The organism is Bacillus sp. ISL-35 (assembly GCF_018613355.1).
Taxonomy (GTDB): domain Bacteria; phylum Bacillota; class Bacilli; order Bacillales; family Cytobacillaceae; genus Mesobacillus.
The window spans coordinates 302621-325063 of sequence record NZ_JAGGQK010000006.1 but is presented as its reverse complement, the minus strand read 5'-3'; the positions used below and the strand labels follow the sequence as shown (position 1 = coordinate 325063).

Below are 22443 nucleotides of genomic sequence, written 5' to 3'. Positions count from 1 at the left end.
AGGCTGTTGGACACCGTTCTGAACCTGCTTGAATAAGGTAGCAGTAAAGAACTGAACGGTGGTGGAAGCGATGAAGTTACCTTTTATTTTATCCGGCCCAATCCTCAGGAGGGTTGAACCGACATCCATTTACATTTGGATTACTTTGAGCCGCCATGTGAAGATGGACGCTCAATTATTTCAAATCGATGAGGATACCTATATCCCTTTAGAAATCAATACTGAGACAAAAAGTTTCAAAGCCGGCGAGCAATTATATATTTACCTGATTAAGATTTCACCAAACAAGGCTCCATTCCCTTCCTGCACCCTCCTTGGCTATAATTTATTTTTTAAAAAAGGCGTGGTGGTACGGGATTTGGGAAGCTATGGCCTTCTCACCAAGGAACATAACCGATCTATTGTATATGGGAATCTGAAGTATCCAGCATTTTATATCGATGATGATAGCGTTCCGACAAATTTGCTTTATGGCTCCTGCCGAAAGCCCCATGGCGTTGGGGGTGATGCCTTGATTGCAGCAGACTCCCTTGTGGAGGAAAAACATCTGGATCATTCACAAAGGCCCAATGGATTATTTTTTATGGGTGACCAGATCTATGCCGATGATGTCGGGGACCCGCTATTCCCGATTCTATCGGTACTTTCATCCGAATTAATCGGTCATCGCGATTTCAGTAGCTTATCTAAATTGGTTCCTGAAGTATTGCATTCCCGGCTTACTAGGGTAAACGCACGGCAATTCCTGATTGAACATCTGGCTAACTTTTCAACCGGAAAAGGTGATAACCATTTGATCACATTCGGAGAATATGCAGCAATGTATTTAATCAGCTGGAGCCCGGAAATCTGGGAATTCATACAGGAAAACGATCTCATCCAATCTTTCAGGCAATTAATTGAGAACAAACAGTTGCACTTGAAATTCGAGTCTGAACCGAAAAAGCGGGAAAAGGAGCTTTCCAGACTGGAAGCAAGATATGAGGAACAAACGGAACACATCAGGGAATTCATTGTTACGATAACAGCGACCAGACGATTGATGGCAAACATACCAACCTATATGATCTTTGATGACCATGATTTAACGGATGATTGGAATATATCCGAAAAATGGACGGAGACGGTCAGAAACTCACCGCTGGGCAAATATATCATTGGCAACGGATTGGCGGCTTATTGGCTGTTCCAGGGCTGGGGCAACGACCCTGAAAACTTTGACACCTCTTTCCGTAATAAAATCGAAAACTATCTCGGGCCTGGTAACCTGGAATCAGGGGATTTTAAAGAAGGGCTGGATTTTTTATGGGACTATCATTCATGGCACTTCATTGCTCCTACTGTTCCTAAAACCGTTTTCCTGGATACGCGTACACAGCGTGACTTCGATCCAAGGCCAAAACCGGTTAAGCTTGGAATTTTGATAGAGGAGACAACAAGGACACCTTTGCTGATTTCTGAAAAAGGCTGGCAAAGCACGACCGAAAAACTCCTAAAGAGCGGGTGGAATAAGCATACTCCTTTGAATATTGTCTCCCCAACCCCTGTTTACGGAATGGGCCTGATCGAATCCTTCCTCCATAAATATGTATTTCCATTCAAAGTTTTAGGCTTCCCTGTCCAGACATCATTTGATTTTGATGGTTGGAAATATAACGGCAAAGGATTCCATACCTTCCTTTCTCAAGTTTCCAGCTGGGACCCAAGTTACGTCATATTGCTGTCAGGAGATGTCCACTTCTCCTCAGCGGTAAAATCAGAAGTCGAGCTTAACGATGGTAAAAAGCATTCTATCTGCCAGTTCACGAGCAGCCCCATCCATAATGAAAGTTTTACGGGGGTGTGGGGGTTATTAATGAAGTCGGTGCTGTGGCTCAATGCTCAAAAACGAAAGGAACACTCCCTGTACCGCAGCTGCAGCGAGACCTACAGCCTGAGCCTTACCAAGGATAAAACAGGAATCCCGAAGCAAAAGCTATGGGAAGAAACGATTAACTACTACTCATTTTCGGACGGCAGCATTGCCGAAACAAAAAACTCGATCGGCTACCTTCATTTTGATAATTCGGTACTTGAGAATACCTTGCTTATGGCTGCAGAACCGAAAACGAATAATTAAAATTTTATTGAAAAACCGATCGTATTAGCGTGCTATGAACCTATCTCTTCAAACTCTTTTATCTTCTCAAGCCTCTCTACCAGCACCATGCATTTTTTATCACCGATTTCATATATATACATTTTGTGGCCGTGCTCTTTTAGAAGCTTTTTGAATTGAATTTCGCCAGATAAATCATAGCCTTTAGCCAAATCAGTGATTTTCTTGAGGATTTGCTCTCTGCTTGGTTCATTAGTAGAAGCTATTTTAATAGGAATCGGGATTCCCTTGATTTTAAAGGTTACGAGGATGACGCTATCCAATTGTATCAACTCCTTTAAAAATCAATTCGACAGAAGCGAATGATTTCCTTCTATTTACCACTTTTTTACGAATATACATCCTATGTATATATACCAAAAAAGGAGAGGAGTTTAACCTCCCCTCCTCCCTTCTATTCTTCTTCATTTATCATTTCATCAAAAGCTGCAGATACCTTTTCGAATTCTTCATCAGATTCGATGGCAGAAAAATCTCCCTCTTCGTCGACCTTGAGAAAAAATATATCAATGTCTTCATCAGATTCTGTTTGCAGGTCGTCAACAAAGCTTACAGCTGCGTAGTCAGAACCATCAATGTTCAACGTCCCGATTACTTCTACCTCCTGGTCCATATTGCTTTCGTCGCTGATTGTAAAAACTTCTCCAACTTCAATTTTTTCCATTGTTGTTCCTCCCGTAAATTGTAAAAATAGTGTACCCAATGAAGAGTGGCTTATTCTGTAAAACAAATGGTCTAACTCTCAGAAAGAAAGGCTTTGATTTGTCCTTTGTTTGACTTAAACACCTGTTTTCCCAATTCTTTTAATTTTGCCGTATAAGTAAAATCGTCAAAAGGCACTTCCTCCGACAATTCCGTATTCAAACGGAGATAATGTTCACGCAGCAAAAGCCTGCAGTGGTATGAAACGGATTCAGAGGATAAGTCCATTGCCAAATCCAACAGCTTGGGGGTTATTTTTAAAGATGGAAAATGGAATGGCAGCCACTGACGGATTCCCCAGTATTTATCCTCCTCCATCGTAAAGTCGATGTTCTGCTGGCCTGTCCCGATCGAGAGAATATGGATTTCTTCCAGATCGATTTTAAAATGGTGCAAAGCCTCCGTCACACAAACCAGTGATGGATTATTGGCCCATAATCCCCCATCGATCGATAAATATTGATTGTTTACATTGTTGGGAGGAAAATAGATAGGCGCAGAACAGGATGAAAGTACAGCATCCCATAGCTTGATTGAAAGTTCATTTTCTGATGAATAACCAAAGTCTGTTCGATGGACATAGGGTTTTCCATGGGTGATATCAACAGCAGGAATCAATAAAGGCTTTTTGATATCGCCAAGGGTGATGTCTTTGAATGCATGCATCAACAGCCTCCTCAAATAGCGGTCACTGTATACACTTTTAAAAAAGCCTACCTTTGATTTTTTGACAAAAATCTTTTCCCCATAAATCTCGTACCTTTCCATCAACTCCCCCATCGATGTATTCAAAGCAACTGAAGCGGCAATGATAGCCCCTGTACTGGTGCCTGAAATCACATCGAACAGCTGGCCTACAGGCTTGCCGAATTCTTCTTCAATCGCCTTCAGGATGGCAATAGGGAAAACACCTCTAATACCGCCACCGTCGATGCATAACAACTTCATGATATTCCCCCGCTACGTCCTTGATACTATCATCCTTCCCATTCCACGAAAACAATATGAATAAACCGGATAGACTGAAAGAAGAGCTGCCTTTGACCAGGCAGCTCTTCAAGTAAATCAGTATTATGATACTTTTTCTTTTTCATGGTTGAAGGAATACTCTTCTTCCCAGTACTCAGCGTTCTTAATTCCGAGCTTTTTGGAATTGAAGACCGGATCAATACCTTGCTTCCTCTGTTCCTCGTAATCCTTCAAAGCAATCAGTGCCGGCTTCGCAAGCAGGACGATGGCAATAAGATTTAGCCATACCATCAATCCGAGACCAGCATCTCCCAGCGCCCATGCAAGAGACGCTTCTTTCACAGCACCGTAGAAAGTTGCTCCAAGAATGACGACTTTAAGGGCAAACATCGGAACCTTACCATTTCTTCCTCTGAGAAGATAAGCGATGTTTGTCTCGGCCATATAATAATAGGCCATGATTGTTGTGAAAGCGAAGAAGAAAAGGGCAACAGCAACAAATTCTGCGCCGAATCCAGGAAGAACCGCGTCCACAGCAGCTTGTGTATATCCTGGACCTGCCTCTACACCTTTCAAGTTTTCAACGATAAACGAACCGTCAGCTCCTACAGTATTGAACATACCTGTGAACAGGATCATGAATGCAGTAGCGGAACAAACGAATAGAGTATCGATATAAACAGAAAATGCCTGGACAAGACCTTGTTTAGCCGGGTGTGAAACCTCAGCTGCAGCAGCTGCGTGAGGACCTGTACCCTGCCCTGCTTCATTGGAATAAATTCCGCGTTTTACACCCCACGCAATCGCACTTCCCAAGATACCACCAAACATAGAGTCGGCACCGAAAGCACTTTTGAAAATCAAAGCGAAAACGGCAGGAACTTCAGTGATATTCATTCCAATAATGATAAGAGCAACAAGAATGTACCCTACAGCCATAAATGGAACAGTATATTGGGCAACCGTTGCGATTCTTTTAACACCGCCGAAAATGATAAAGCCCAAAAGAGCGATGATAACCAAACCAGAAACTGATTTGCTTACACCAAAAGCATTCTCAAGGCCAAGTGCAATCGAGTTTGATTGAATCCCCGGCATTAAAAGGGCCATTGCCAGCAATGCCGCAACAGAAAATGCAATCGCAAACCATCTGATGCCTAGACCTTTCTCAATGTAATAAGCAGGACCGCCTCGATAAAGACCATCTTGCTTAACCTTATAAATCTGGGCTAATGTTGATTCAACAAATGCGCTGCTCGCCCCGATAAACGCAATTGCCCACATCCAGAAAACCGCACCAGGTCCTCCCATTGCAATCGCAGTGGCAGTACCAGCGATGTTACCAGTTCCTACACGGCCGGATAAAGCGATAGATAAGGCCTGAAAAGATGAAACGCCCGCATCGGAACTTCTCCCTTTGAACATGAGAGTAACCATGTCCTTCAAAAGTCTTACCTGTAAAAAACGTGTCAGGATCGAAAACACCAGGCCAATTCCCAGAATGATATAAATGACCGGGTTGCTCCACAAAATCCCATTGAGCCAAGAAACAAAAGCTTCCAAATGAATCCCCCTTTGCTTGTTTGATTTCTTTCTATTTTGAATTATAAGATAATTAAGCCCAAAGGACAATCAAAAACTGATGTTTAACAGCAAACATTTTATTCAACTGTTATAAAAACAGATTTCGACAATGTTTGCAGGTTCAAATATGAAGCAAGCTTTGAGGAGACAGCAGTTCGAGTTTTAGGTCAGCAGACTTTTATTATGCTGGTTTTTCGTATGTAAGGGTGTGAGCTGTCCGAAGTAGGCTTGGGGTTCGGACTCCTTTTTGTCTTAGAGTACCAAAATTGTCCGAGTTAGCTCCCGGTTCGGACAACTTTTTGTCAGTGAATATTAAAACTGTATGAAGTAGTCTTGAGTTCGGACAACTTTTGGTCTGCGGGCACCAAAGCTGTCCGAAGTAGCTCCAAGTTCGGACAGCTTTTCGTCTGCGAGTACCAAAGCTGTCCGAAGTAGCCTCGTGTTCGGACAGCTTTTCTTCTGCGGCCACCAAAGCTGTCCCAAGTAGCCTTGAGTTCGGACAACTTTTCGTCTGCGAAGACCAAATCTTTCCGAAGTAGCTTCAAGTTCGGACAACTTTTCATCTGCGGGTACCAAAGCTGTCCGAAGTAGCCTTGAGTTCGGACAGCTTTTCATCTGCGGGTACCAAAGCTGTCCGAAGTAGCCTCGTGTTCGGACAGCTTTTCGTCTGCGGCCACCAAAGCTGTCCGAAGTAGCCTTGAGTTCGGACAACTTTTCGCCTGCGAGCACCAATGCTGTCCGAAGTAGCCTTGAGTTCGGACAGCTTTTCGCCTGCGGGCACCAAAGCTGTCTGAAGTAGCTCCAAGTTCGGACAACTTTTCGCCTGCCAGTACCAAAGCTGTCCGAAGTAGCCTCGTGTTCGGACAGCTTTTCGTCTGCGGCCACCAAAGCTGTCCGAAGTAGCCTTGAGTTCGGACAACTTTTCGTCTGCGAACACCAAATCTGTCCGAAGTAGCTTCAAGTTCGGACAACTTTTCATCTGCGGTTACCAAAGCTGTCCGAAGTTATCACGTATTCGGACAGCTTTTCGTCTGCGGCCACCAAAGCTGTCCGAAGCCACCGGGGGTTCTGCCATCTCTTCGCCTCCGAGCACCCCATTGGCCTGAAGTACCTTTTTAAAAGAAAAAAGCAAGCGACTGTAGTCACCTGCTTCAGTATGATTTTTCTCTTATCATAAGGGATAAGTAACTATTGCACATTCCTCTCGCGTAAAATCGGCAATGAGCAGCAGCGGAACGAGCCTCCCGATTTAATAATCTCTGTAATATCGACTTCGATTATTTCGAATCCTTTACTTCTAAGCTGCTCATTCACTCCTTTATTCACAGGCAGACTGAGGATCCGTTTGTTTCCGATGCTCAGCACATTGGTCCCAAGAGTGAATTGTTCCTCTTCGCTGACATCAATCAAATCATAACGGGAGCTAAATAATTGAATATCTTCGTCTGTCAATGCGGGACGATAAATCAAAGCAACTTCAGGTGAGACTACATTGAACACACAGTCAAGATGTAGGTACTCAGCTTTGAAGGGAATAGCTCGCACGTTTAAGTTCGGGAGCAATCCCTGCAGGTGGCCAGCTGCCTGCTGGTTGGTCCGGTTGCTCAAGCCCACATAGACGGTATCCTGGTCAATGACTACATCGCCGCCCTCAATCTGATCACCCAGCAGATTATAATAGGAAATCTCTTCATCCTCCAGCCACTGTTTCAAGACATCCTCCTCGCCTTTTCGGACATCGCTGGCCATATCTGCTACAAAAATGGTTTCACCAAGGGTAAAACCGATGTCCCTTGTGAAGACTTGCTCCGGAAATTTTTTATGGTATGGGAGCAGGATGACCTCAACTCCGTAATTTTTCAAGGTTTTCACAAATTCATGATGCTGCTGCAATGCAACATCGATATGTATGCCTTCATCCTTAAAATGTTTTTGAGTTTCATTAATAACATCTCGGATGGTCATATATTGTGGCTGGCAAAGAATGACTTTCTTAAGTACATCATATTCATTTATGATATACCCTCTATTTTCGGGCTGCATATTCTGTTCCATCAGTTAACTCCTCCTTGTGGACAAATCATCATTATAGGTTTTCCGGTTCTCTCGTAATTCATTACTTCTGCGGCTAAAAATCCCTGTCAGATATCCTTCCCAACTTGATGACTGCACAAAAGTTATTCGTTAAGATGAACCAAATTAAATCTACGTAAAGGAAATGAGGAGATTTCTATGGACAGACAGAGGGAAATGGGTTTAGCGCAATTGATTGTCATGATTGATCTTTTTCGAGATGAATTGTATGAGCAGCTTTTGAAAAAAGAAGGCATCCGGGCTTTGGAAATCCTGCGTGAAGTTCAAAATGACTATTTTTAAGGGGGGCTTCTCTGTGTCATTACATCTAAGGACAGCTGTTGATAAACTTAAAGACCATTATATCCAGCATTTGATCAAAACAGGGCTTTCAAAAGAAAGTGAAAATGAATTAAGGAAATTAACACTGACAGAACTTAAAAATTTAATAAATGGGTATTAGTCGGAATTTTTTTGATTTACAAAACGACTTTTCGTGTGAGAAAATATAACATAAAATAATGAAGCGTGGTGATCCTCCTGGCTGCCGATTCTTCTTATAAAGATAAAAAGGTTATCACAATCGGGATTGTTAGTGAACTGACTGGACTTACTGAACGGCAAATACGATATTATGAAGAAAGAAAATTAGTTTTTCCTTATCGAACTCCAGGGGGAAGCAGAAGATATTCCTTCGCAGATGTAGAACTATTAGTGGAGATCGCCAATAAAATTGAAGACGGCGTTCAGACGTATGAAATCAGGCAGGAAATGGTTAAACAAAAGAAACGAAATGAAGCAGAAGAACATAAGAAAATGATCCAGGGACAAATAAATGCCCACTTCGGGATACGAAAAAAATGATTGCGGAACCTTCGTAAAAGAAGGTTTTTTCTTTTGTCTTAAAAAACGTGTGAGGTTATCTTACATAATTGTGGTTTCAATCAGAATTAAATGACAAAATACATAAAACATCAACAAATAAAAGGGAGTTGAGCAAATGGATACTGGTTTTTTATTGAATAGTTTATGGGTCATGATTTCTGCAGTATTGGTTATTTTGATGATTGGGGGTTTCATTTTACTGGAAACGGGTTCAACAAGGATGAAAAATGCTGGACATATCGCTGGTAAAACGATTTTAACATTCGGCATCTCCTCCATTGTTTTCTGGGCTGTTGGATATGGATTGATTTTCGGTGAAGGTAATTCGATTTTAGGATTCTCGGATTTCTTTTATTCAGGGTATGATGTTGAAGGGCTTGGCCTTTCAGGATCCGTCTTCTTCCTATTCCAATTGGCTTTCGCGGGAATTTCAATCACGATCGCTTTTGGCGGCTTTGCTGAAAGAGCGAAATTATCTGTATATGTTGTTTTCGCAGTTTTATTCTCGGTACTGGTTTATCCGTTCATTGCTCACTGGATTTGGGGCGGCGGCTGGCTTGCTGAGCATGGGAAACAGGATTTCGCCGGTTCGACAGTCGTTCACCTTACAGGGGCTATGGCTGCACTGGCAGCAACACTCCTATTGAAGCCTCGTATAGGCAAATACAATTCAGATGGTACGGCTAATAAGATTGAAGGACATAACCTAGTATTCACCGCCTTGAGTGTACTCTTCCTATGGGTAGGCTGGTTTGGTTTCAATGCAGGCAGCACGGTTTCGGTGGATGGTGCTTTTTTCGGATTCGTGGCACTGAACACGAATCTGGCAGCCGCGGCTGGTACAGTTGCTGCACTTGCTATTTCATGGATCGTACTTGGAAAGGCTGATATCCCAATGATGTTGAATGGAACACTTGCCGGCCTTGTTGCAATCACCGCTTCCTGCGCCTTTGTCGATACCTGGGCGGCAGTTGTGATTGGATTGGTTGCCGGAATTCTCGTCTTCTACAGCATCAGGTTTTTTGAAAGCAAAAAGATCGATGACCCTATATTTGCGCTTTCTGTACACGGGGCAGCAGGAGTTTGGGGTACCTTATCGACTGGTTTCTTCGCAACACCAGAACTGGCGACAGTCGGAAAACCAGGTTTATTTTATGGCGGAGGTTTTGAGCAGCTGGGTGTGCAGGCTCTGGGAGTTTTGGTTTCGGGTGCTTTTGCTTTTATTGTTTCCTATCTCATTTTATTAGGAATGAAAACGGTGATGAATGGCTTGCGAGTTACAGAAGAGGAAGAAAATATTGGACTGGACATCAGTGAACATGGTAATTATGGATATCCGGAATTTGTCAATATCGAAGCAACCATCAGGGAGTCCGGCAGCAAGCACAGGATCGAAAATCCTTCCCTTGTAACGCAGCGGCCTTCCATTAATTAACTGCGAAGCAAACTGTTGATTCAAACCATTTTATTTTGATTACCGAAAGATTATTGGTACTATTGAATAGTATAAACGCTGGGAATAGTATAAAAGCTATCCTGGAAGTTAATATCATTCAATAAAGGAAGATGAACTTATGACGGACGGCAAACGTTTAAACGATATCAAATTTTCAGTGCTTGATCTTGCTCCAATCATTCAAGGAGGCACAGCTTCAGATGCACTTAATAACACGCTCGATCTTGCCAGGCATGCGGAACAATGGGGATATCGCCGCTACTGGCTGGCAGAACATCATAATATGCCAGGAATCGCCAGTTCTGCGACTTCGGTAGTCATCGGTCATGTGGCAGCAGGAACAACGTCAATCAGGGTAGGATCCGGCGGGATCATGCTGCCAAACCATGCTCCGCTTGTGATTGCAGAACAATTCGGGACCCTTGAATCCCTTTTCCCCGGCCGGATTGACCTTGGACTCGGACGCGCCCCTGGAACCGACCAGGTGACAGCCTATGCTTTAAGGCGTGAACGTCGCAGTGATGGCCAGGACTTTCCAGAGCAATTGGATGAACTTCGCGCATACTTTAACCCGGAACTTGATTCACAATTTCGAAGTGTTCGCGCTATTCCAGGTGAGGGATTGAACATCCCAATCTGGCTGTTGGGATCCAGTGGCTATAGTGCGCAGCTTGCAGGACAACTCGGCTTGCCTTTTTCATTCGCCAGCCACTTTTCTCCGGAAAATACTTTAGGAGCTCTCAAACTATACCGGAGGAGTTTTAAGCCTTCAGATGTACTGGATCAGCCATATGCAATGGTTGGTGTAAATGTGATTGCAGCCGAAACGGATGAGGAAGCAGAGTTTTTGGCCACATCTATGCAGCAGCAATTCCTGAATCTTTTCAGGAATAATCCAAGTCCCCTGCTGCCGCCTCTAAAAGATTTTGACAACCAGGTCAGCGATTATGAAAAGATGCTGCTGGACAGCCGGATCGGTTCCTCAATTGTTGGCGGCCCGCAGACGATTAAAACAAAACTTCAAGAATTCCTAGATGAAACTCAGGCAGATGAAATGATCATCAATGCGCAAATTTTTGATCACAAAGCCAGATTGAAATCCTTTGAAATTGTCTCTGATGTTTTTAAAGGAAACAGATAAAGTACAACAAAAGAGGAGGAGCCAAAGTGGCTTCCCCTCTTTTGTCATTTTGTGAGCATTGCCCCAATCGCCCCGCTAAACTCACCATTTTCGAGATAAACCGGATCAATTCCGGACATGCTGCAATAAGACTTCAAATGTTCCCGTAGGGGGGTATTTCCTGCAAGAGTACTGCCGATAAATACGACCTGTTTAATGTTGTGAAGATTGGCAGCCTGGACAGTGAGAAGAGTTAACGTTTCTGCGATCATATTGTTAAGGGAAGCGATTTTATCCGCAGGAGAACTTGGAGTAATCTCTTGTGATTTCGCAAAATTGCTCGCTGTCAAATCACCATGAATCGGGGGTTTTTCCGGATGATAGATATCCTTAACGAGCAGGTCAACATTGCCCTTATCTCCGGCAGCAGCCAAACTTACCAGTTCGGAAAAGTCCTCGGTTTCGGCCAAAATTTCACCCAATCCCATAAAAGTACCGCCGCCAATTCCACTGCCGAGAACCCGGTCATACTGTTCCCCGTTAATTGTAAACCAGGAAGTGCCTGTCCCGATGTTGACCAGTATGTAAGAATCACTGGCAGATCTTACTTCCTTCATTTTCAAATGCCGGCTGCCTTCGCATACAGCAGAAAATTCATCTACCATCTTTGCCTCAGGAAAATAATTGGCTTTAATGGTTCCTGCCTTTCCGCCTGTCAAATAGATTGGCTTATTTGTTGCAGTGATTTTCAGCCACTGTAAGGCATCATCCAATTTTGAATTGGGCTGTTTTCGGAAATGCAATCTCCCATTTTCTTCATATGCAATTTTGATAAGTGATCCTCCCGCGTCAATTCCAATCTTATTATTCATGCTAAACACTCCTTTCAGCGACCGTGCTGGCGATATCTTATTTCTTATTGTATGTTCTTGAGAAACAAGAAAGCAACGAAAAAACGGCAGTTCATATTAACTGCCGCTTCGATCATTATTTGCCTCACTTCAATAATTGGCAATTGAACTTTTTAATAAGTAAAGACTGATTGACCGGCAACCAGTCTTTGGTTCTACTCTAACCGGATATTCAGGAACAGTTGCTGCTTTTTTTTACAGCAGATTAATCAACCTTTATTGGGACGACTTTTCCATCCTCAATTGCCGCTACAATCAATTCACCTTCAAATCCGCCATTTGGATCGATTTTTGGTATCACATAAACTTTTTTGTCCTCAGGCAGGTTATCTAACCCATCCTGCATATGGGCCATGATTTTTTCAGGATCATCGACAGATCCTGCTGCTTTTATTGCTTCAGCAAAAACATGCATGGCAATATAATTCAAGCCTGCCTCAGAGCCTGGGTCCTCTTTGTATTTTGCGTTGTAGTTCTTGACAAACTCAGGAATGCCGGGACTTTCGGAATTGACGAGCGGCATGACACCGATTGCGCCGTTTAGGACGTCATACGTACCTGTCACCTTCTTCATCTCATCGAACTTCGCCTGGTCCATGACGATAAAACCACCTTTGAAGCCAAGTTCTCTAGCTTGCTTGGCAACTTTTGCAGTCGGTTCAGACGGCCCGCCGATAAAGAGTACGTCTGGTTTTTCCTTTAGTGCATTGGTGATGATCGTAAAGAAATCTGTATCCTTCGCAAAGTCGATTGATGAATTGTACACCACTTCCCCACCAGCTTTTTCCCAGTGAGGCTGAAGCTTTTCAGCCCAGTCCTTCCCATACTGTGACGAAGTTGGAAGGAATGCGATCTTTTTGCCGAACTTCTTCATCGTATAATTCGTGAATGGCTCAAGATAGCCATCATAACGTGGAGGGATCCTGACCGTTAATTTATTTCCGACTTCCGTTACCTTTGGTTCACTTGTGTATGCTCCAATTATGAATTTATCTTGCTGGTTGAACACCTGCAAAGCAGCCACACCGCCGCTGTGCGGAGTAAAAATGATGGGTGTCTTATTTTCCTGCATGAGTCTTTTCGCATTCGCACCTGCTTCATTAGGCAAATACTTGTCGTCCAGAGAAACGACATTAAATTTATACTTCTTGCCATTTACTTCGATTCCACCGGCGTTGTTGATTTCCTCAGTGGCCATCTGGACACCGTTCAATGTTCGTTCTCCATAAAACGCGGCAGGTCCGCTCAATGGTCCTGTGTATCCAATATTGATTGTCCCTTCACCAGACGCTGCTTCAGAATCCTTTCCTCCTGTATTTGTTTTTTCTGAGCTGTTGCAAGCGGCTAGACTGAAAATCAAGGCAAACATCACACTTAAGACCAACAACAATTTGGACTTCTTCATTCGTTCTCCCCCTTGAATCGTAAATTTTCAATATTCAGATTTTAAAGTTTGTACCGCTCGTCAACCACCTCCCCAAAAGACAGAAGCAGTTTTAGGCACCGATATATGCCTTCTTTATTTCATCATTAGCAAACAATTCATTAGAGGTCCCTTCCAGGACTACAGAACCGTTTTCGAATACATAGCCTTTATCTGCAATTTTCAAGGCAGCATTCGCATTTTGTTCGGCCAGAAGTATGGTCGTTCCCTCCCGATTGATGGTCTGGATCACATCAAACATTTGCTCAACAATCAGTGGTGCAAGTCCGATGGATGGCTCATCAAGAAGCATTAATTTTGGCTTTGCCATCAACGCCCTTCCAATAGCAAGCATCTGCTGCTGGCCCCCGCTGAGTGACCCCGCCATATCATGCTGTTTCTCTTCCAGGATCGGAAACAGTTCAAACACATGATCCAGAGATTCCTTTATTTCTTTCCTATGCTTTCTGTGGACATAAGCGCCCATCTTTAAATTCTCCTGAATGGTCATTGATGGAAACAGCTTACGGCCTTCCGCGCACTGGGCAATTCCCGACTGTACAATTTTATCGGGAGTGGTTTTGTTAAGGGATTTTCCCTCAAACAGGATGTCACCTGAAGAAATTTTATTCAATCCGCTGATTGTCTTGAAAATTGTACTTTTTCCGGCACCATTGGCACCGAGCAGGACAACGATTTCCCCCTTGGAGACTTCAAGGTTCACATTGTTTACAGCTGTGTAGCTTCCGTATTTAACTTTAACATCTCGCAGTTTAAGCACTGGCGCTCCCTCCCAGGTAGGCCTTGATTACAGTGGGATCATTCCTGATTTCTTCTGCATTGCCCTCAGCGATTTTTTCTCCGTAATTGAGGACCATTATTTTATCCGCGAGCTTCATGATCATTTGCATTTTGTGCTCGATCAAACAGACAGTAATCCCTTTATCGGCTATTTTTTTCATCAATTGAGCCAATCCTTCTGTCTCATCAGGGTTCACTCCAGCTGCAGGCTCATCAAGGAAGACGATTTCAGGATCTGTTGCCAATGCCAGCGCAAATGCCGTCCGTTTCTTTTCTTCCTGCGTGAGGTTTCCAACAAGTTTGTCTGCGACTTTTTCCAATCCTGCGAATCCGATTACTTCAAAAGCCTTTTCACGGCATTTCTCTTCTTCCCTCTTTAATCTTTTCGTCCTGAACACTGCATCGAGCAAATTGGACTTTGTCCTCAATCTATGTCCGACAATCACATTGTCAAAGACAGTGGATTGTTCAAACAGATTAGTTGTTTGAAAGGTGCGCGCTACCCCCAGTTCCGCAATTTTATTTGATGGCAGATTTGTAATGTCCTGGCCTTTAAAAATAATATGGCCTGATGTAGGAGGGTGAAAGCCGCTGATCAGATTGAAAAAAGTGGACTTGCCAGCTCCATTCGGCCCAATGATCGCATTGATTTTTCCTTTTTCGATCGAAAAATCCACATCATTAACAGCAGTCAAACCGCCAAATTTCTTCGTTAAATTCTTCGTTTCCAGGAACATCCTTACCCCTCCTTCACCTGGTTGTCTGCACTGATTGATTTTTGTGAATATCCATCTTTTATTTTAGCTTTATGAAGGTTTTTTTCAGCGCGCTTTAAGCTCCAGCCGCCGATTGCCCCGGTGATGCCCCTCGGGTAAAAGATGACCAGGAGAGTCAGCGCAGGTCCGAAAATGAGCATCCGGTAATCCTGAAGGAACTGCAGCTGCTGGGATATCCATACCACCAAAAAGGTGCCAACGATTGGTCCGGATAAGGTGCCTATTCCGCCGATCAGAAGGTATGTCAGCAAATCAAACGTAATGACGATATTTCCAATATCAGGCCCGATGAAACGGATGAATGATGCATAAAGCGCTCCTGACAGTCCGGCGAAAAAAGTGGAAAGTACGAAAACTTCCAATTTATTTTTCATTGTTGAGATTCCGATAGTCTGGGCAAGGTCTTCGCTATTGCGAATCGCAATATACGTCCTTCCGGTCAGGGAATGCACGATTCGATAAACTATCAGAATAACGAGAAGCAAGATGGCCAAAACAAGATAATATTGTGACAGGGATGACTCGAATGAGATTGGTCCGATATTTGCCGGTGCAGGGATTCCGATCAATCCGCGGACGCCTTCTGTCAAACTGTCCCATTTATCAATGACCAGATAGATGATATACCCGACACAAAGGGTATAGATGGCGAAGAAATGTTCTTTCGTCCTTAGCGCAATGACACCGACTAAAAATCCAATAATAGAGGTAATGAGAAGCGACAAGACAAAAGCAAGCCAGAAATTCATCTGTGCCTTTACCGTCAGGAGGCCCAATGAATACGCACCGATCGCGAAGAATCCAGCATGCGCCAGCGAGAGATAACCTGTATAACCCGCCAATAGGTTAAGCCCATAGACACCGATCATCCAGATGAACGACAGAGTCATCACATGGATGATATAGTCATTTTGCGAAACGAATGGAAAGGCAATCGCAAATAACAAGAGTGCAAGAATCATAGTACGTTTATTGATTACCTTCGCCATCAGTGTCCCCCCTTGGCAAACAGGCCGGTTGGTTTTACTGTTAAAATGATGACCAGCAGGATGAATGCAATGATGTCTTTGTAATCGTTAGAAATATACGTGGCCCCCAGACTTTCGCTGAAACCTAAAATATAGCCGCCAATAATCGCTCCAGGAATGCTGCCCATGCCGCCCAGGATGATGATGACAAAGGCCTTTAAAATGACCAGCTGGCCCATTCCGGGAAAAACAAGATTAATAGGGGCTGCCAAAGAGCTGGCTATTGCAGCAAGCCCTCCGGAAATCAGGAATGTCAGCATTGCCACTCGGTTTGTATTGATTCCTACAAGATTGGCTCCATCGCGGTCCTGGGACATCGCGATGATCGTGGCACCCGTGAACGTCTTTTTTAGGAACAGGTAAAGCAGTACCATCACACCAATAGCCGCTATGATGATCAGCAATCTTTGCATCGTGAAGGTCAGTCCGAACACCTGGACGACCTGGCCGTAAGGTGTCGGCATCATTTGGTAGTCTGCGCCCCAGATGAATTGCGCGAAGGCTTCCAAGAATAATAGAATTCCGATTGCTGCGATTTTGTCATGGATCGGCGGCGCATGTCTTAATGGGTGAAAGACCAATCGTTCCATAAGAACGCCGATTAATCCGACTGCGATGACAGAAACGAGAATGGCCAGCCAGTAATGAAGGCCATATTGCACCATCATCATCAAGGTGATATATCCACCCATCATGTATAAAGCACCATGGGCAAAATTCGGGATATGAAGGATACCGTAAACAAGAGTGAGTCCAAGAGCGACAAGAGCATAAACACTGCCAATGGTAAGCCCATTGAACAGCTGCTGAACCAAAATCTCCATCAAGATCCTCCTTAAAATTTAATATCTGACGTGACGGAGTCTTTTTACCTCACCTGATTTTCAGCCTTTTCCCTCTCTTCCTCCTGAAGCTTCCGCCACAGGATTTTGCCGCTGCTGGTCATTGGGAATTGTGTCCTGAATTCTACCTCGCGAGGGTACTTATATGCCGCCATATGCTGTTTGGACCATTCGATTATTTCTTCTTCGCTGATTTTGCCTTTATACCCATCATTTAAAATGACAAATGCTTTTACCGATTCGCCTCTTCTTGGGTCAGGTATACCTACTACAACTGCCTGCTGGATGGCTGGATGCTTGTAAAGGTAAGATTCAACCTCTGTAGGCCAAACCTTATAACCAGAAGCATTGATCATCCTTTTAACACGGTCGACCATGAAATAGTAGCCTTCTTCATCATAACGGCCAATATCGCCTGTCCGGAAAAACTTCTTGCCATCAATTTCAATAAAGGAACTTCTGTTCTCATCCTCCCGATTGTAATATCCGACCATCACCTGCGGGCCATTCACGACAATTTCTCCTGCTTCACCAGGACCAAGTTCTTTTCCGGTGGATGGTTCAATAATTCTTGCATCGACGTCGAATGATGGAATGCCCAGGCACTGCATTTTAGGGCGGTCTGGCGGATTGAAATGGGTCTGGGCAATTGTTTCGGAAAGTCCGTATCCCTCTACAAATCGCAGCCCGGTCAATTTGAACAGCTTTTCCCCCACTGCCTCTGGAAGGGCTGCGCCACCGCCGGAGATCGATGTTAGAGTGGCAATGTCTTTTGGATCCAGTTTTGGATTCGCCAGGAAATCGACGATCATCGTAGCGATAGCTACCCAGTGCGTGCACCCTTGGGATTTAATCAATTCGACCGCTGCCTCGCGGTTCCATCTCGTCATAAGGACCATCGTGCTGCCGGAAAAAATCGGCATATGCATGCTGTGTACCATCCCGGTCACATGGAATAATGGCAATGTCGTCAGGTGAACGGCACTTGTTGTCGAGCTGGACCAGTGATAGGCACCGATTGTATTAGCCTGAACGGTCCGATTGGTATGCATGCAGCCTTTTGGAAGTCCGGTTGTCCCGGAAGTATACGGAAGCACTACAATATCATCTGCCTTTGACATATGGGCCCTTGGCTCGTATTGTGCTGCAATAGCTTCTTTCCAATGGAAGTGTCCTGGCTGCTCGTAAACTGCCCTGGCTGCCTCTGTCTCTGGAGGCACGACACCGTTAAAATTTTCCCCTTTGTAATCAGAGTAGGCGGCAACCACTACATTCTGTAATGGGGTAGAACCCATCAGCGGCTCCACTTTGTCATAAAGCTCCTGTCCAACCAAAGCCGAAGTAATCTCACAATCCTTGATGTAAAAGCTCAATTCGTCTGCCGTCAGCATCGGATTGATTGGCACGACAACTGCGTCTGCACGTGAGATTGCATAGAATCCAATGACGAACTGAGGAGAATTTTGCATGAATAATAGCACTCTGTCACCCTTTGAAACCCCAAGTTTCTGCTGAAGGAATCCAGCAAGCGAATTTACTTCTTCATCAAGCTCTCTGTAAGAAATGGCATTTCCGTAGTAATAGATGGCGCTTTGGTCCGGGTATCTCTCCGCACTGACTTTCAGATTTTCATAGAGTGATGTTTCCGGCAATGTCAGAGATTTAGAGATTTTTGGCCAGTGATCAAAGTGTCGATTAGGCATCGTATATTCCTCCTTAAAGATTATTATTCAACCGGCTTAAGAGCGCTTCTTTTTTTAAAGGCTTCCGCAGCAGCCTTGATTGCTTCCTTACCATCTGGCAAATATTCGGTCATCCCAAGGAAACCATGGAGCATCCCGGGAGCGCAGATATACTCGGTCTCTACACCTGCATTCTTTAATTTCGCTGCAAAATGCTCTCCGCCATCACATAATGGATCCAGCTCCGCTGTCAGGATATAAGCAGGAGGCAACAGAGCTGTTTTGTCATCTGGGATCAGCATTGGCGCGGCCAGTGGATTTTGCGTATCATCGGGTGAGTTTAAGTATTGTTCGCGGAACCAATTCATGGTTGACTTAGTCAAATAATAGCCTTCGCCGTACTTTTCATAGGATGGAGTGTATTCGAAGCCTGTAGACGGGTAAAATAGCATCTGATATGCAATCGATGGTGTCTGTCTCTGGACAGCAAGGTAGCTTACGACTGCTGCAAGGTTTCCTCCTGCGCTATCTCCTGCCACAGCGATAAAGTTTTCATCGATGTTCAACTCATCAGCGTTTTCAAACACCCATTTGGCAGCTAGATATGAATCTTCGACTGCAACCGGGAATTTACTTTCAGGTGCGAGACTATAATCCACGGAAACTACGATACATCCAGCTTCATTGGATAATGTGTGGCAAAGGGCATCATGTGTTTCGATATTGCCGATCACCCAGCCGCCTCCATGGTAGTAGACCATTGCCGGAAGCTTGGTTCCTGCTGCTCCCTCTGGTGTATAAATTCTTATCTTAATCTCATCCTTGTACCCTGGGATCTTAAGATCCTTTGTGTTTGAAAGCAGCTCAGCTTTACTCATAAGTTTTGCAGACTGTTCAAAACCCTTCCTTGCTTCCGAAAGCGGGAGCTGCTCCAATGGCGGCACTGGATTTTGGGCATATGCTTCAAGCAATGCTTTTACTTCTGGCTTCAATGACATACGTTCCTCTCCTTTTTTGTAAGCGTTGTCATTTAAAACGTCTATGATTCTCTTTTTGTCCATCAGCATAGGAACCGTATTAAAAATACTTTGCTGTGAGACAAATTCGATTTCCGGATCAAATCCATGTTTACTAAGCATCCGTCCAACTCTGGAGTCTTTTAAAATATCATCACTGTTTTGATTGTGCGCATGGTAGAAACTGTGCGCAGCATAAGCAGAATCGGTCAGGAAAAACTCCTTGTCATATTCCTTAATAAGGCAGTCAATGAAGCATCCCGCCCCATGGAAATCCTCGACATTAAACTCGTTCGAGGAGCCCGAGCAGACGACGACAATTGTCTCTCCCTGATAATCTTTTAAAATATGATTGGCAACTGCCTTACAGTTCATCAGTGACGCTGCATAAACCGCCTTTGCATCCGCCGAATTTTTAAGCGCGACGGTTCCGTTCGTTGTCGACAGGATGACGGACTTCCCCTCGATTTTTTCTTTCAATTCCAGTGGATTTGGTGACAGAAACCCATCGATTGTTTTCCCCTGATACTCGCCGACGAGTACGAAACGATCTTTTTCCCTGCCTTCCGCTTCTTTTTCCGCATCCTTTCCATCAAGGACCGGAATCACTTCTTTGGCACCGAATTCAAGGGCAGACGTGATGGTGGAGGTTGCCAGAAGAACATCAAAGACAACAGCGATCTTGTCGTCGGCCATTTTTTGCTTGTCGATGTCTTCTTTTTTTAGCAAAAGGTGAATCTTCATCATGTCCTTCACCCTTTCTTTTCTGCGGTATATAACGCATATTGAATCAGGCTGCTGACAAATGCATCGAGATCCGCAAACCGGCTATCCTTTGTCTGGCCCTTTTTCCACCTGTAATAAATTTGCTGGCAAATAACGGCAAGCTTGAAATAAGCGAATGTTTGATAGAAATTCATGTTCGCAAGGTCCCTTCCGCTTTTCTTCGCATACCGCTCCATGAATTCATCACGGGTCATAAACCCTGGTATCACTGTGACTGGCGGCTTTCCCATCCCTCTTTTTAGCAGATCGGAATCGTCCGGTTGAATCCAGTAGCTCATCGCCACACCCAGATCTGCCAGCGGGTCACCTACAGTCGTCATCTCCCAGTCAAACAGGCCGACCATCTCTGTCAATGCCTCATTGAACATGGAATTATTCAGTTTATAATCGTAATGAATGATCGCTGGCGTTTTGGATTCCGAGACATTCTTCAGCATCCATTGCTTCAAGTGCTCCACGCCATCGACAATATCCGTTTCCGCCCGCTCATAACGGCGGATCCAGCCTATGACCTGGCGTTCCATGAAGCCTTCGGGTTTCGTCATTTCGGTAAGCCTGGTCTTCGTATAATCGATACTGTGCAGCTCAACAAGGTGGTCCACCATCGTTTCCGATAAGGATCTGCACATTTCTCCAGTCGGTGAGATGCCTTCAGGAAAATCTGTATCAAGGACTATGCCGCGCTTTCTTTCCATCACAAAAAACGGACTTCCGATGACATTTTCATCAGCAAATAAATAGGGCTTCGGAGCAGCCGCAAAGTGTGGGCTGATTTCTTTAAGAATCTTGTATTCCCTTTCCATATCATGTGCTTTTGGCGCAACAGGACCGAGCGGCGGACGCCTTAATACCGCCTCCCATTCTCCGATTTTAAGCTGGTAGGTGAGATTTGATTTACCGAAACTGAATTGATCAATTGTTAAAAGGCCCTCTGGAAGATCAGGCAATTGCTCCCTAAGGTACTTTTCGATAACACTCGTATCCAGTTCTTCTCCTTGCCTGATCGGTATCGTATCAGAAGCCATAAGTGCCATTCCTCCTTTTGAAAATTTCACTCGCGTTCGATAATAGCTGCGATTCCCTGGCCACCGCCGATGCAGGCCGTGATCAATGCGTAACGCCCGCCTCTTCTTTCAAGTTCATAGACAGCTTTTGTCATCAGAATCGCTCCGGTGGCACCCAGCGGATGGCCATGTGCAATCGCACCGCCATTCACGTTGACCTTCTCCATATCCATATGAAGCTCCCGGTCGCATGCAATCACCTGGGCGGCGAAAGCCTCGTTAATTTCAATCAGATCCATGTCGTCAAGTTGGAGGCCAGATCTCTCAAGTACTTTTCTAACCGCAGGTACAGGACCGATGCCCATGATGTTCGGGTCGACCCCGGCAATTGCCTGATCCTTGATGACTGCCATTGGTTTCACACCTAATTCCTGAGCTTTCTCTCTGGACATTATGACTAGTGCAGCAGCAGCATCATTCAAGCCAGAACTGCTGCCGGCTGTAACGGTTCCTCCCTGTAAAAATGCTGCCGGCAACTTGGATAGTGCTTCAATTGTCGTTTGCGGCCTTGGGTGTTCATCCTTTTTAAAAACGATGGGCTCCCCTTTTCGGACCGGAATCGTGATTGGAACGATTTGCTCGTCAAAATGTCCTTCAGCCATCGCGGCAGCCATTCTTTGCTGACTTGCCAGCGCGAATTCATCCTGTTCTTCTCTTGAAATTGAGTACTTTTCTGCAAGGTTTTCTGCTGTGATGCCCATTGGCGGATTGCCGATTTCCTCCGGTGACAGCCGGGACTTCCTGAAGCTTGGTGGAACAGGGCTGTATGGTTTCTCGGGTTTATCCATCAAGTATGGTGCACGGCTCATGCTTTCAATCCCGCCTGCAACATAGACATCACCATCACCTGCCTTGATGGCCTGGGCAGCGAGAGTGACTGCGTTGACTCCCGATCCGCACTGCCGGTCGATCGTCAGGCCGGGCAATTCGAGTGAAAGTCCTGTTTGCAGGGCCGTCAGCCGGGCAATATTCCCACCGCCGCTGATGACATTTCCCATGATCACATCTGCGATCATTTCAGGCTGGACATTCGCCCGCCTGATCGCTTCCTTTATGACTTCAGCTCCAAAAACATGGGCAGGGATCGAGGCGAGCGCTCCGCCCTGCCTGCCGATGGCCGTCCTCACAGCAGAAACGATTACAGCATCTCTTTTCAAAGCAGTATCC

General features: G+C 44.7%; 21 protein-coding genes. 6 read left to right on the top strand and 15 right to left on the bottom strand.

The window, feature by feature from the left end:
• The first annotated feature begins 70 nt into the window (after window positions 1-70).
• The gene (locus tag J7E38_RS10990; RefSeq protein ID WP_214705794.1) at window positions 71-2119 is read left to right on the top strand and encodes a metallophosphoesterase family protein; all 2049 of its coding nucleotides are present in this window, start codon (window positions 71-73) and stop codon (window positions 2117-2119) included.
• Window positions 2120-2151: 32 nt separating this feature from the next.
• Here J7E38_RS10990 and J7E38_RS10985 read toward each other — a convergent pair whose 3' ends face one another.
• From J7E38_RS10985 to J7E38_RS10965, 5 genes are all read right to left on the bottom strand, one after another.
• Entirely contained in the window at window positions 2152-2421 is a 270-nt protein-coding gene (locus J7E38_RS10985; RefSeq protein ID WP_144481082.1) for a hypothetical protein, read from the bottom strand.
• A 131-nt stretch (window positions 2422-2552) separates the two neighbouring features.
• A complete protein-coding gene (locus J7E38_RS10980; protein WP_214705793.1) occupies window positions 2553-2822 on the bottom strand; it encodes a DUF1292 domain-containing protein in 270 nt (89 codons plus the stop codon).
• A gap of 71 nt (window positions 2823-2893) precedes the next feature.
• Window positions 2894-3808 carry a CBASS cGAMP-activated phospholipase gene (locus J7E38_RS10975; protein WP_214705792.1) on the bottom strand — a complete coding sequence of 305 codons (915 nt, stop codon included), beginning with the start codon at window positions 3806-3808 and terminating at the stop codon, window positions 2894-2896.
• A gap of 123 nt (window positions 3809-3931) precedes the next feature.
• A complete protein-coding gene (locus tag J7E38_RS10970) occupies window positions 3932-5392 on the bottom strand; it encodes an alanine/glycine:cation symporter family protein (protein ID WP_214705791.1) in 1461 nt (486 codons plus the stop codon).
• 1209 nt (window positions 5393-6601) lie between these two features.
• Window positions 6602-7468, bottom strand: coding sequence for a dimethylarginine dimethylaminohydrolase family protein (locus J7E38_RS10965; RefSeq protein ID WP_214705790.1), 867 nt, complete (start codon window positions 7466-7468; stop codon window positions 6602-6604).
• Between the two features lie 177 nt (window positions 7469-7645).
• Between J7E38_RS10965 and J7E38_RS10960 the strand changes: the two genes are divergently transcribed.
• From J7E38_RS10960 to J7E38_RS10940, 5 genes are all read left to right on the top strand, one after another.
• Complete coding sequence (locus J7E38_RS10960; RefSeq protein ID WP_214705789.1) at window positions 7646-7789, top strand: hypothetical protein; 144 nt, start codon at window positions 7646-7648, stop codon at window positions 7787-7789.
• 13 nt (window positions 7790-7802) lie between these two features.
• A complete protein-coding gene (locus J7E38_RS10955) occupies window positions 7803-7949 on the top strand; it encodes a Fur-regulated basic protein FbpA (RefSeq protein ID WP_214705788.1) in 147 nt (48 codons plus the stop codon).
• Between the two features lie 77 nt (window positions 7950-8026).
• Window positions 8027-8350 (top strand): MerR family transcriptional regulator, encoded by a 324-nt coding sequence (locus J7E38_RS10950; protein ID WP_214705879.1) that lies wholly within the window; start codon window positions 8027-8029, stop codon window positions 8348-8350.
• Between the two features lie 136 nt (window positions 8351-8486).
• Entirely contained in the window at window positions 8487-9806 is a 1320-nt protein-coding gene (locus J7E38_RS10945; RefSeq protein WP_214705787.1) for an ammonium transporter, read from the top strand.
• A gap of 139 nt (window positions 9807-9945) precedes the next feature.
• On the top strand, window positions 9946-10968 hold the full coding sequence (locus tag J7E38_RS10940) for an LLM class flavin-dependent oxidoreductase (protein WP_214705786.1): 1023 nt from the start codon (window positions 9946-9948) through the stop codon (window positions 10966-10968).
• A 44-nt stretch (window positions 10969-11012) separates the two neighbouring features.
• On the opposite strand, the gene coaW is transcribed toward J7E38_RS10940, so the two are convergent.
• From coaW to J7E38_RS10890, 10 genes are all read right to left on the bottom strand, one after another.
• Window positions 11013-11819 (bottom strand): type II pantothenate kinase, encoded by an 807-nt coding sequence (coaW, locus tag J7E38_RS10935; RefSeq protein ID WP_214705785.1) that lies wholly within the window; start codon window positions 11817-11819, stop codon window positions 11013-11015.
• A gap of 244 nt (window positions 11820-12063) precedes the next feature.
• Window positions 12064-13263: an ABC transporter substrate-binding protein gene (locus J7E38_RS10930; protein ID WP_214705784.1), complete on the bottom strand. Its 1200-nt coding sequence runs from the start codon at window positions 13261-13263 to the stop codon at window positions 12064-12066.
• A 91-nt stretch (window positions 13264-13354) separates the two neighbouring features.
• Window positions 13355-14062 (bottom strand): ABC transporter ATP-binding protein, encoded by a 708-nt coding sequence (locus J7E38_RS10925; RefSeq protein ID WP_214705783.1) that lies wholly within the window; start codon window positions 14060-14062, stop codon window positions 13355-13357.
• Window positions 14055-14819 carry an ABC transporter ATP-binding protein gene (locus J7E38_RS10920; RefSeq protein ID WP_214705878.1) on the bottom strand — a complete coding sequence of 255 codons (765 nt, stop codon included), beginning with the start codon at window positions 14817-14819 and terminating at the stop codon, window positions 14055-14057. Before J7E38_RS10920 ends, J7E38_RS10925 begins: the two co-directional genes overlap by 8 nt.
• Before the next feature lie 2 nt (window positions 14820-14821).
• The gene (locus J7E38_RS10915; RefSeq protein WP_214705782.1) at window positions 14822-15847 is read right to left on the bottom strand and encodes a branched-chain amino acid ABC transporter permease; all 1026 of its coding nucleotides are present in this window, start codon (window positions 15845-15847) and stop codon (window positions 14822-14824) included.
• Window positions 15847-16710, bottom strand: a complete 864-nt coding sequence (locus J7E38_RS10910) for a branched-chain amino acid ABC transporter permease (RefSeq protein ID WP_214705781.1) — start codon at window positions 16708-16710, stop codon at window positions 15847-15849. Before J7E38_RS10910 ends, J7E38_RS10915 begins: the two co-directional genes overlap by 1 nt.
• Before the next feature lie 44 nt (window positions 16711-16754).
• Window positions 16755-18431 carry a long-chain fatty acid--CoA ligase gene (locus tag J7E38_RS10905; protein ID WP_214705780.1) on the bottom strand — a complete coding sequence of 559 codons (1677 nt, stop codon included), beginning with the start codon at window positions 18429-18431 and terminating at the stop codon, window positions 16755-16757.
• A gap of 23 nt (window positions 18432-18454) precedes the next feature.
• Window positions 18455-20173 carry an alpha/beta hydrolase fold domain-containing protein gene (locus tag J7E38_RS10900; RefSeq protein WP_214705779.1) on the bottom strand — a complete coding sequence of 573 codons (1719 nt, stop codon included), beginning with the start codon at window positions 20171-20173 and terminating at the stop codon, window positions 18455-18457.
• Between the two features lie 5 nt (window positions 20174-20178).
• A complete protein-coding gene (locus J7E38_RS10895) occupies window positions 20179-21237 on the bottom strand; it encodes a phosphotransferase family protein (protein WP_214705778.1) in 1059 nt (352 codons plus the stop codon).
• 26 nt (window positions 21238-21263) lie between these two features.
• Entirely contained in the window at window positions 21264-22433 is a 1170-nt protein-coding gene (locus J7E38_RS10890) for a thiolase family protein (protein WP_214705777.1), read from the bottom strand.
• Window positions 22434-22443: the final 10 nt, after the last annotated feature.